This window comes from Azospirillum griseum (assembly GCF_003966125.1).
GTDB classification, from domain to species: Bacteria; Pseudomonadota; Alphaproteobacteria; order Azospirillales; family Azospirillaceae; genus Azospirillum; species Azospirillum griseum.
Map to the genome: position 1 here is coordinate 33,058 of NZ_RXMA01000003.1, position 11,480 is coordinate 44,537.

General features: G+C 71.0%; 6 protein-coding genes. 4 read left to right on the top strand and 2 right to left on the bottom strand.

Annotation, left to right across the window (positions count from 1 at the left end; all coding sequences use genetic code 11):
• Positions 1-6 precede the first annotated feature (6 nt).
• From EJ903_RS04650 to EJ903_RS04660, 3 genes are all read left to right on the top strand, one after another.
• Entirely contained in the window at positions 7-5,991 is a 5,985-nt protein-coding gene (locus EJ903_RS04650) for a non-ribosomal peptide synthetase (RefSeq protein ID WP_126612620.1), read from the top strand.
• 165 nt (positions 5,992-6,156) lie between these two features.
• Complete coding sequence (locus EJ903_RS04655; RefSeq protein ID WP_126612622.1) at positions 6,157-6,966, top strand: alpha/beta fold hydrolase; 810 nt, start codon at positions 6,157-6,159, stop codon at positions 6,964-6,966.
• Positions 6,967-7,014: 48 nt separating this feature from the next.
• Positions 7,015-8,409, top strand: a complete 1,395-nt coding sequence (locus tag EJ903_RS04660; protein WP_210211376.1) for an MFS transporter — start codon at positions 7,015-7,017, stop codon at positions 8,407-8,409.
• 30 nt (positions 8,410-8,439) lie between these two features.
• Here the strand turns inward: EJ903_RS04660 and EJ903_RS04665 are convergent, their stop codons facing one another.
• Positions 8,440-9,330 (bottom strand): LysR family transcriptional regulator, encoded by an 891-nt coding sequence (locus tag EJ903_RS04665; RefSeq protein ID WP_126612624.1) that lies wholly within the window; start codon positions 9,328-9,330, stop codon positions 8,440-8,442.
• 109 nt (positions 9,331-9,439) lie between these two features.
• Between EJ903_RS04665 and EJ903_RS04670 the strand changes: the two genes are divergently transcribed.
• Positions 9,440-10,423 (top strand): aldo/keto reductase, encoded by a 984-nt coding sequence (locus EJ903_RS04670; protein WP_126612626.1) that lies wholly within the window; start codon positions 9,440-9,442, stop codon positions 10,421-10,423.
• Between the two features lie 59 nt (positions 10,424-10,482).
• On the opposite strand, the gene EJ903_RS04675 is transcribed toward EJ903_RS04670, so the two are convergent.
• Positions 10,483-11,190 (bottom strand): TetR/AcrR family transcriptional regulator, encoded by a 708-nt coding sequence (locus EJ903_RS04675; RefSeq protein WP_126612628.1) that lies wholly within the window; start codon positions 11,188-11,190, stop codon positions 10,483-10,485.
• Between the last annotated feature and the right edge of the window lie 290 nt (positions 11,191-11,480).

An 11,480-nucleotide genomic window follows, 5' to 3' on the forward strand; every position in this document is an offset into this window, starting at 1 on the left:
GTTGCCATGCCCGACACGCTCGCCGCCCCATCCCTGCACGACATCGCGCGGGGATTCGCCCGTTTGCCCAGCGCGCGGCGGCGGGCCTTCCTCGACGCCCTGCGGGGGCGCGGCATCGCCTTTTCCCGGCTGCCGGTCCTGCGCCGCGAGGATCCGACGGCTCCGGCGCTGGCCTCGTCCGCGCAACAGCGTCTGTGGGCCGCGCACCGGCTGGCCCCGGACTCCGCCGCCTATCACATGCCGGGGCTGTTCCGCCTGCGCGGACCGCTGGACATCGACGCGCTGGAAACGGCCCTGGGTGTGGTCGCCGACCGTCATGAGATGTTGCGCACCGTCTATCACGAGGACACGGACGGGACCCTGTGGGCGACGGTGTTGCCACGACAGCCCGTCGCGCTGAATCGCCATGACACACCCGGCGACCCGCAAGCCGCAAGGGCGCTGGCCGAACGGTTGGCCGCCGTGCCGTTCGACCTGGAACGCGCCCCGCCCTGGCGCGCCGATCTGCTGCGGCTGGGGGCGGAGGAGCACTGGTTGCTCGTCACCCTGCACCACATCGCCGCCGACGGGGCCAGCGTCGGCCTGCTGATGGCGGAGCTGTCGGCCGCCTACAGCGCGTTGCGCCGGGGGGAGGAGCCGGACCGCAACCCGCCGCCGGTGCAGCCCGCCGACGTCGCCGCCTGGACCGCCGCGTGGCTGGAGGCCGGGGAGGGCGACCGGCAGTTGGACCATTGGCGGACCAGCCTGCGCGGCGCGCCCGACCGCATGACCCTGCCCGACCGTCCCACCACCGGCGGCACCACCACCGGCAGCGACGATGCGGGGGCGGAGCAGACCGACCGTTTGCCGCCCGACCTGACCCGCGCCCTGCAACGGCTGGCGATGGAGCAGGGCTGCACCCTGTTCACCCTGCTGCTGGCCGCTTACGCCCTGCTGTTGGGGCGGATGAGCGGACAGGCCGACCTGATCGTCGGCGTTCCCTTTGCCGGTCGCCGCGCACCGGAGGCGGAACGGCTGATCGGCTGCTTCGTCAACATTCTGCCGCTGCGGCTGACGCTGGTTCCGGCGCAGCCCTTCCGCCAATGGTTGGACGCGGTGGCGCGGGTCGTCACCGACGCGCAGGACCACGCCGACACCCCGTTCGACCGCATCGTCGCGGCGCTGAAGCCGGAGCGCGGCAACAGCCCGCTGCTGTCGGTGATGTTCGACCACCGCCCGGCCCCGCCCACCCTCACCGATCTGGATGGGGTGGCGGTGGAGCCGGTGGAACTGCCCGTCCGCACCGCGAAATTCGATCTGGCGCTGGCCGGAACCGAGCAACCCGACGGGTCGGTGCTGGTCCGGCTGGCCCACCGGGGCGACGCCGCCCCAGCGCAGCGCCTGTTGCGGCGCTGGCGGGCGCTGCTCGACCGGATCGCCGCCGACCCGGACCAGCCCCTGCGTGCGCTTGACCCGCGCAGCCCCGACGAACGCGCCGCCATCGCCCAATGGTCGCGCGATCCCGCGTGGCGGGGTGGGGATGGCCCCGGTGGGGAGCCGCCGACGGTCCCGCTGCGGCTGGCGGCGTTGGCCGCCGAACGGCCCGACGCCCCCGCTGTGCTGTTCGGTGACGCGGTGGTCAGCCGTGGCGCGCTCGACCGTCGATCCAACCGGCTGGCCCATCGCCTGATCGCGCGCGGGGCGGGGCCGGAACGGCGGATCGGCGTCTGTCTGCCGCGCACGCCCGATCTGATCGTCGCCCTGCTGGCGGTGCTGAAATCCGGGGCGGCCTTCGTCCCGCTCGACCCCGCCGACCCGGCGGAGCGCCGCAGCGCCATCGCCACGCGGGCGGGGGTGACGCTGCTGCTGTCCGACCAACCGCTCGACGGGCTGGAGACGCTGGATCCGCGCGTGGCGGATGATGAGGACGATGCAGCACTCGACCGGCTCCCCGCCGTCACCCCGCACCCGCGCAGCCTCGCCTATGTCATCCACACCTCGGGATCCACCGGAGCGCCCAAGGGGGTGGCGGTGGAGCATGGCGCGCTCGCCATGCATTGCGCCGCCACCGCCGTCCTGTACGACATGGGGCCGGACAGCCGCGAGCTGCATTTCCTGTCCTTCACCTTCGACGGCGCGCACGAACGTTGGATGACGGCGCTGACGGCGGGCGGGGCCATCCTGCTGCGCGACGACAGCCTGTGGACGGTCGAACAGACCTATGACGCCCTGCGCCGCCACCGGTTGACCCACGCCGGGTTCCCGCCGAAATACCTGCAACAGCTCGCCGCCTGGGCCGAGGAGCAAGCGGCACGGGATCCCGATGGCGACCGCCCGGCCCTGACGATCTGCTCCTTCGGCGGGGAAGCCATGCCGCGCGCCGGGCTGGAGCGGCTGTTCCGCAGCCTGCGCCCGCGCCACGCCATCAACGGTTATGGCCCCACCGAAACCGTGGTGACGCCGCTGGTGTGGAAGGGCGACGGCTCCACCCTGCCCGATTGCCCCTATGTCCCCATCGGCCGCCCGGTGGGCGACCGCAGCGCCCACATTCTGGACGAGGAACTGGCCCCCCAACCCATCGGCGTGACCGGGGAGCTGTGGATCGGCGGCGGCGGGCTGGCGCGCGGCTACCTCGACCGTCCGGCGGCGACGGCGGAGCGCTTCATCCCCGACCCCTTCGGCCCGCCCGGCGGGCGGCTCTACCGCACCGGCGATCTGGCCCGCTGGCGTGACGACGGCACGGTGGAGTATCTGGGCCGCCGCGACCATCAGGTGAAGCTGCGCGGCTTCCGCATCGAACTGGGCGAGATCGAGGCCCACCTGACCGCCCTGCCCGACGTGCGCGAGGCGGTGGTGATCGCCCACAGCGGCGAGGACGAAGAGAGCAACGGCGGCGGCGTCACCCGCCTGATCGGCTATGCTGTGCCGGAGGCCGGGCGCGCGCTGGACGCCGCCGCGCTGACGGCGGGGCTGGCGGCCGTCCTGCCCGCCCACATGGTTCCGGCCCGGCTGCTGCTGTTGGACCGCCTGCCGGTCACGCCCACCGGCAAGCTCGACCGCGCCGCCCTGCCGCTGCCGCGTTGGGAGGCCGCCGCGCAGGTTGCCCCCGCCACCCCGACCGAGGACACGCTCGCCCGCCTGTGGGCCGAGGCGCTGGCGCTGGAGCGCGTCGGGACCACCGACAATTTCTTCGACATCGGCGGCGATTCCATCATCGCCCTGCAAATCGTGGCCCGCGCACGCGCCGCCGGTCTGCGCATCACCCCCAAACAGCTTCTGGAACGCCAGACCGTCGCCGCGCTGGCGCTGGTGGCCGAACCGGTGACGGCGGACGACGCCCAGGCCATGACGGTCCCCGACGGCCCGTCGCCGCTGGCCCCGATCCAGGCCTGGTTCTTCGCCCAGCCGATCCCGCAGCCCAACCGCTGGAACCAATCGGTGCTGCTCGCCGCCACCCAACCGGTGGAGGCCGACCGGTTGGCGGCGGCCCTGGCGCTGGTGGCCGCGCGCCACGACGCCCTGCGCCTGCGCTTCACGCAGGACGTGGACGGGGTGTGGACGCAAACCCACGCCGACGGCCCCGCCGCCCTGCCGCTGGAACGGGCCGAGGCCCGCGACGACGCCGACGTCACCCGCCTGTGCCATGCGCTTCAGGGCCGTTTGGACCGGACCCACGGGCCATTGATGCGGGCGCTGCTGATCGCCATGGCCGATGGCGGGCAACGGCTGTTCCTGGTCGCCCATCATCTGGTGGTGGACGGCGTGTCCTGGCGCATCCTGCTCGACGAGCTGGCCGCCGCCCTGCAAGGCTCCTGCGTGCTCGACCGTCAACCCACCCCCGGCGCGCCCTTTGCCCTGTGGGCGCGGCGTTTGGCCGACGCGGCGCTCTCGCCCCGCTTCCAGGCGCAGCGGGGGTTCTGGCGCGCGGCGTTGGACGCCCCGCCCCTGCCGCTGGCCGACCCCGGTCGCCCGCACAGCCGCCGCCACGCCGTCGCCCACAGCCTGCGGCTGGACCGCGCCCGCACCCGCGCGCTGCTGACCGACGCCCCCGCCACCCACCGGACCCGGATCGACACGCTGTTGCTCGCCGCCGTCGCCCAGGCGGTCGGCGCGCGTTGGGGGCTGGACCGCGTGACCATCCATGTCGAGGGGCATGGGCGGGAGGCGCTGTTCCCCGACCTCGACATCGGGCGCACGGTCGGTTGGTTCACCAGCGTCTACCCGCTGCGGCTGGATCTGCCCGCCGATCCGTCCTCCACCGATTGGGACCGCGCGATCCGCCACACCAAGGAGGCGTTGCGCGCCGTGCCCGACGGCGGCATCGGTTTCAACCTGCTGCGCCATTTGGGATCGGCGGAGGACCGCGCCGCCCTGTCCGACCCACCGGTGGGGGTGTCCTTCAACTATCTGGGCCAGTTCGACGGGACCGCCGCCGATGGGCCGTGGCGCGTCGCCCCGGAAGACTGCGGCGACGGCACCGACCCCGACGCGCCGCTGGGGGCGTGGCTGGCCTTCGACGGGCAGGTGTCGGGGGGCGAGCTGACCCTGCACGCCCGCGCCAGCGCCGCCCTGCTGCCCGCCGACGCTTTGCGCGACCTGATGGACGCGGTGGACCGCGCGCTGACGGGCATCGCCGCCCACTGCGCCGCCACCGTGCCGGGGCAGGCCACACCCTCCGATTTCCCGCTGGTGGCGCTGACGCAGGCGCGGCTCGACGCGCTGCCGATTCCAGCCCCGGAGATCGCCGACATCCTGCCGCCGACGCCGATGCAAGCCGGGATGTTGCGCCATGGCCGCCTCAACCCGACCTCCGACGCCTACATGGTTCAGGTCTGGGCCACCATCGACGGGCTGGAGGTGGAACGGCTGACGGCGGTCTGGCGCACGGTGATCGCCCGCCACACCATCCTGCGCGCCGCCCTGGTGGATGGGACGGACGGGGAGGATGGCGAACCGCCGCTGCTGGTCGTGCGCAAACACGGCGAACCGCCGATCCGCGCGCTGGACTGGCGGGACCGGCCCGACGTGGAGGCCGCGTGGAACACGCTGTGCGACGCGGAGTTCGCGCAACGCTTCGACCTGAGCCAAGCCCCGTTGATGCGCCTGACCCTGGTCCAGACCGGCCCGCGCACCCACCGTTTCCTGTGGACCTGGCACCACGCCTTGCTCGACGGCTGGAGCATGTCGCGCCTCTTGGGCGACATTCTGCGCCTGTACGACGGTGAAGCGGTGCCGCCGCCAGCGGTGGAGCTGCGGGCGCACGCCGCGTGGCTTCTCGCGCCGGAACGCGCGGCGATGCGCGCCGCCGCGCACGCCCATTGGCGCGACACGCTGGCCCGCCTGACCGCCCCCACCCGCCTGACCGCCGTTTTGCCCAGACCCGACGCGCCGGAACCGGACGGGGCGGTGGAACGCACGCTCGACGCCAACGACGTGCGGCGACTCCAGCGTGCCGCCGCTGCGGACAAGGTGACGCTCAACACCCTGGTGCAAGCCGGATGGCTGCGCGTGCTGGGGGCGATGACCGGACAGGACCGGGTGGCCTTCGGCGCGGTGATGTCGGGTCGCTCCATCGACCTGCCGGGGATCGACCACATCACCGGCCTGCTGGTCGGCGCGCTGCCGCTGGTGCATCCGGCCAACCCGCAAGGGGAGACGGACGGCGCGTGGCTGCGCGGCCTGCTCGCCGCCAACATCGCCGCGCGCCAGCACGAGCATTCCCCGCCGCCCGACCGGCAATGCTGGACCGACCCGGAGGGAGCGCCCTACGACAGCCTGATGATCTTCGAAAATTACCCGGTCGATGACGCGCTGCGCCAGAGCGAGCGGGCCACCCTGTCCTTTCGCGACGTCGGCAACCGGGGGCGGATGAGCCACCCGCTGACCCTGGTGGTGGTCCCGCGCGACACGCTGACCCTGCGGCTGGAGCACAACGGCGCGTGCTTCCGCGCGGCGGACATCGCCGCCCTGGCCGACCGGCTGATCGCGGAGGTGATGCGCCTGGCCCGCTGACCGGTGAGCCTTCTGGTCCGTTCCTGGGGCAAGGAGCCTGGAAGCGGCGGAGCGCTGGGCGTGGCCAGACGCCAAACCGCCTCGAATGCGCCCTTGTTCGCGCGGGCGTCTTGCGGAAGAGTGGCGACCGAACGCTTCCCTGTGGATTGCACGGACCCGCCCGCCATGGTTTCGCCTGACGCCCCACCCCGCACCGTGATCGAACAGGATGGTTTGGTTGCGGGGCCGGGGGGCCGCCTGTTCGTCAAGCGCTGGACACCCGACGGCACCGACCGCCGTTCGGGTGCGCCGATCCTGCTGTTTCACGATTCCTTGGGCTGCGTCGATCTGTGGCGCGGTTTTCCCGCCGCGCTGGCCGCCGCGACCGGGCGGCGCGTCGTCGCCTATGACCGGCTTGGCTTTGGCGCGTCCGACCCGCACCCCGGCTCCCTTGGCCTGGATTTCGTCCGCGAGGAGGCCGACCGCATCGTTCACCCGCTTTGCGAGGCGTTGGACATTGCCGATTTCGTCGCCTGCGGGCACAGCGTCGGCGGCGGCATGGCGGTGGAAACCGCCGCCCGTTGGCCGGAGCGCTGCCGGGCGCTGGTCACGATCGCCGCGCAAGCCTTTGTCGAAGACCGGACCCTGGCCGGAATCCGCGTGGCGGAGGAGGGGTTCCGCGATCCCGGCCAATTGGCGCGGCTGGCGAAGTACCACGGCGACAAGGCCGCGTGGGTGGTCAACGCCTGGATCAGGACCTGGCTGTCGCCCGCCTTCGCCGACTGGAGTCTGTCCGCCGCGCTGGAGCGGATCGCCTGCCCGGTGCTGGCGCTGCACGGCGACCGCGACGAGTATGGCTCCGTCGCCCACCCCACCCGCATCGCCGCCGGGCGCGGGACCCTGCGCCTGCTGGCCGACACCGGCCACGTCCCCCACCGGGAGCGCGAGGCGGAGACGGTGGGGGTAATCCGGGATTTCCTGGCCGCATCGCACTGACCGTCCCCCTCGCCCCGCCCACCCCGTTCGGCTGCCGGTGTTTCCATCGTGACGACACTGCCTTCGCGGCGCATCGCCCTGATCGTCGCCAGCGCCTTTTTCATGCAGGGGTTGGACGAGGCGATCATCGCCACCTCTCTGCCGCAGATGGCCACCAGTTTCGGCGTCACCCCGACCGATCTCAGCGTCGGCATCACCGCCTATCTGCTGGCCACCGCCGCCTGTCTGCCGATCAGCGGTTGGTTGGCCGACCGTTTCGGCGCGCGCCGGATCTTCGCCGGGGCTATTGTCCTGTTCACGCTGGCGTCGTTGGCCTGCGCCCTGTCCACCAGCTTGACCGGCTTTGCCCTGGCCCGCCTGTGCCAGGGCGTCGGCGGGGCGTTGATGGGGCCGGTGGGTCGGCTGGTGGTCTTGCGCAGCGCCGACAAGACCCAGTTGATGGGGGCCGTCGCCATCATCACCTGGCCCGCGCTGACCGCGCCGGTGCTTGGCCCCGCCCTGGGCGGCTTCATCACCACGCACGCGTCGTGGCCCTGGATTTTCCTGATGAATCTGCCGCTGGGCCTGATTGGGCTGGCCCTCGTGCTGCGGCACATTCCCAACAGCCGGGCGACGGAGCGCGCACCGCTCGACCGCCAGGGCGTCGCGCTGACCGCCACCGCGCTGGTCTGCCTGCTTGGCGGGCTGGATGGCGTTGCCCACGCCGGGGCCGATTGGGGGGAACCGGCCACGGTGGCGCTGGTTGGGTTGGCCACCGGGTGGCTGGCCGTGGCGCATCTGCGCCGGGCACCGGCCCCGCTGTTGGACCTGCGAACGCTCGACGCGCCCAGCTTCGCCATCGCCACCCTGCGGGCGGGAACCCTGTGCCGGGTTGCCATCAACGCCACCCCGTTCCTGTTGCCGTTGCTGTTCCAACTGGGTTTCGGCTGGTCGGCGTGGCAGGCGGGGACGCTGGTTCTGGTCTATTTCGCCGGGAATCTCGGCATGAAGACGGTGACGACGCCGATCCTGCGGCGCTGGGGCTTTCGCACCGTCCTGACCGTGAACGGGGCGCTGTGCGGCGGGGCCATCATCGCTTGCGGTTTCCTGCGGCCCGACACGCCTCTGGCCATCCTTCTGCCGCTGCTGCTGATCGCCGGGATGACCCGATCCCTGCAATTCACCGGCATGAACACGCTGGCCTTTGCCGACATCGATGCCGAACACCGCGCGTCCGCCGCCACCCTGTCCAGTCTGTCCGGGCAGATGGCGGTCTGTCTGGGCGTGGCGCTCGCCGCCTTCCTGCTGGAACGCGCCCAAACGCTGCACGGCGCACCATCGCTCGGTCTGCCGGAGTTCCGTTTGGCTTTCGCGATCGTCGGTGTCGTCGGCCTTAGCGGAGCGCTGCTGTTCCTGCGCTTGACGCCCAACGCCGGGGCGGAGGTCAGCGGGCATCGGCGGTGAGCGGCCCCCACCTTCGCCGGCACCCCACCCTCACCGGTAGCGCAGCGCGTCCACCAGCAGAGCAAAGGCCGGAGTCGGCTGGCGGCGGCTGGGGTAATAGAGGTGATAGCCGGAAAAGGGCGGGCACCAGTCCTCCAGCACGCGGACCAACCGCCCGTCGGCCAGCATCCCGACCACCTGATCCTCCAGCACACAGGCAAGGCCGAAGCCCGCCACCGCCGCCTGCACCACCATCGGCAGGTCGTTGAAGGCCAATTGCCCATCGACGCGGACATTCAGGCTGCGGCCGTCCTTTTCGAACTCCCAGGCGTACATCCCGCCCAGGGTGGGCAGGCGCAGATTGATGCAGGAATGGCGCGTCAGGTCGTGCGGGGAGTCCGGCGGCGGGTGGTTGGCGAGATAGGACGGCGCGGCGACCACCGCCATCCGCAAATCCGGCCCGATCCGCACCGCCACCATGTCCTTGTCCACCCGTTCGCCTGGACGCACGCCAGCGTCAAAGCGTTCGGCCACGATGTCGGTCAGCGCGCTGTCAATCGACAATTCCACCTTCACGTCCGGGTAATCGGGCAGCAGCCGGGCCAGTTTCGGCCAGAGCACCGTTTCGGCGGCGTGGCGGGCCGTGGTGATGCGGACCAGACCGGCGGGCTTGTCGCGCAGGGCGCTGAGGTTGGCCAGCGCGCCATCGATCTCCTGCAAGGCCGGACGCAGGGACGCGAGCAACCGCTCCCCGGCTTCCGTCGGGGCCACGTTGCGGGTGGTGCGCGCCAGCAGACGGATGCCGAGATCGGCCTCCAACCGGCGGATGGTGTGGCTGAGGGAGGATTGCGAGGCCCCCAGCCGGGCCGCCGCACGGGTGAAGCTCCGCGTTTCCGCCACGGTGGCAAAGGCGACCAGATCGCCCAACTCCTCACGCTTCATTCATGAATTCCAAGCATAAGTTCATGCCCACTTTATCGCCTAATCGCTGAACCTCTCCCTCCATATAGTGACGCCCCACCACACCGGCGATCTTGGGAGCAAAAAAGTCATGCACACGCGCACGCTTGGAACCAGCGGCCCGACGGTGTCGGCCATCGGACTGGGCTGCATGGGGTTGAGCTTCGCCTATGGTCCGGCGATGGAACGCGGCGCGGCCATCGCTCTGTTGCGCGGGGCGGTCGAACGCGGCGTCACCTTTTTCGACAGCGCCGAGGTCTATGGCCCGCACACCAACGAGGATCTGTTGGGCGAGGCGCTGGCCCCGCTGCGCGACCGGGTGGTGATCGCCACCAAATTCGGTTTCCGCAACGCCAACCCGCAAGACGGGCTGGACAGCCGCCCCGAGACCATCCGCGCCGTGGCCGACGCGTCGCTGCGGCGGTTGCGCACCGACGTGATCGATCTGTTCTACCAGCACCGCGTCGATCCCGATGTGCCGATCGAGGAGGTGGCGGGCGCGGTGCGCGACCTGATCGCGGCGGGCAAGGTCCGCCATTTCGGCCTGTCGGAGGCCGGGGCCGCCACCGTCCGCCGCGCCCACGCGGTCCAGCCGGTGGCGGCGGTGCAGAGCGAATATTCGCTGTGGTGGCGCAGCCCGGAAACCGACCTCTTCCCAACCCTGGCGGAGTTGGGGGTCGGCTTCGTTCCCTTCAGCCCGTTGGGGCGCGGATTCCTGACCGGGGCGATCACCGCCGACACCAGCTTCAGCCCCAGCGACTTCCGCAACAGCGTGCCCCGCTTCGCAGCCGACGCCCGGCGGGCGAATCTGGCGCTGGTGGACCGTCTGGCCGCCATCGCGGCGGACAAGGGGGCCACCCCGGCGCAAATCGCGCTGGCTTGGCTGCTGGCGCAACGCCCCTGGATCGTGCCGATCCCCGGGACCACCAAGCTCCACCGACTGGAGGAAAACATCGGGGCCGCCGATCTGACGCTGACCGAGGCCGACCTCAACGCCATCGCCGACGCGCTGGCCACGATCCCGGTGCAGGGGGACCGTTACCCAGAGCAGTTGACCCGAATGGTCGGGCGCTGATCCACCACACGCGCCGGACCCGCCGCAACGCCCCCGTTCCCCCCGGAGCGGGGGCGTTTTCACGTTGAATGGGCAAGAGGAAGGACCGGAGCAGTTCCGTCGGATTTCAGCAGGCTGATGATGGCGTCGGCGATCATCGCCTTGTGGCGGGCGCGGGTGGCGGGGGCGGCGAGATCCTGGTGGAAAATCAGGGTGAAGGTGTGGCGGTTCGACACCCGGAAGAAACAGAAGGCGCTGATCATCAGATGCAGGTCGGTCGGTGAGATCGGGTTGCGGAACACGCCCGTCGCGCGGCCCGCGTCGAGGATCCGGCCAATCGTGTCGATCACCGTCACGTTCAGATTGGCGATGACGGTGGAATCCTTCATGTGTTCGGCGCGGTGGATGTTTTCGATGCTCACCAGCCGGATGAAATCCTCGTGCTGCTCCTGGTAATCGAAGGTGAAGTCGATCAGGGTGCGGATCGCCTGTTCCGGTTCCAGATTGTCCAGATTCAGCGTGTTTTCGATGCGGCGGATGTCGCTGTAGGCCTGCTCCAGCACGGCCAGATACAGCCCCTCCTTGCTGCCGAAATAGTAATAGATCATCCGTTTGGTGGTGCGCGTCCGCTCGGCGATGGCGTCCACCCGCCCGCCGCTGAACCCCAGATTGGCGAACTCCTCCCGCGCGACGTCCAGGATGTTTTGCCTGGTCGCTTCCGGGTTGTTCTTGCGGCCGGGCTTGGACGCGGTGGAGGCGTCGGGCGTCGTCGGGTCGTCTGCGGTCATGCCTTCATCCCTGCGCGGTCGGGATCGCACACCCCGAAGCCCCGTGTAATGAACCAACCGGACCAAAATCTCAATCCCGCAAACGCCGCCGGATTTGGGCGATAGCCGCCCAAACACTCAATCCTAGTAAGGACTATCGGAAATCGGATTGTTTGGTGAAGAAATCAGTTGCGGCAAAATGTACGAACTAGTACGTTCTCTTTCGAGGGCGGGCGGCACCGGAGCAGAACCACCGACAGGCCGCCCGGCGATCACCCGGCCTATCCTGCCGCATCACCGCCCCCCCCCCC

Bases quoted from the DNA above. Each gene is read 5' to 3' on its own strand.
- EJ903_RS04650 (WP_126612620.1), top strand. From the start codon at position 7: ATGCCCGACACGCTCGCCGCCCCATCCCTGCACGACATCGCGCGGGGA.
- EJ903_RS04655 (WP_126612622.1), top strand. From the start codon at position 6,157: ATGGTTTCGCCTGACGCCCCACCCCGCACCGTGATCGAACAGGATGGT.
- EJ903_RS04665 (WP_126612624.1), bottom strand. From the start codon at position 9,330: ATGAAGCGTGAGGAGTTGGGCGATCTGGTCGCCTTTGCCACCGTGGCG.
- EJ903_RS04670 (WP_126612626.1), top strand. From the start codon at position 9,440: ATGCACACGCGCACGCTTGGAACCAGCGGCCCGACGGTGTCGGCCATC.
- EJ903_RS04675 (WP_126612628.1), bottom strand. From the start codon at position 11,190: ATGACCGCAGACGACCCGACGACGCCCGACGCCTCCACCGCGTCCAAG.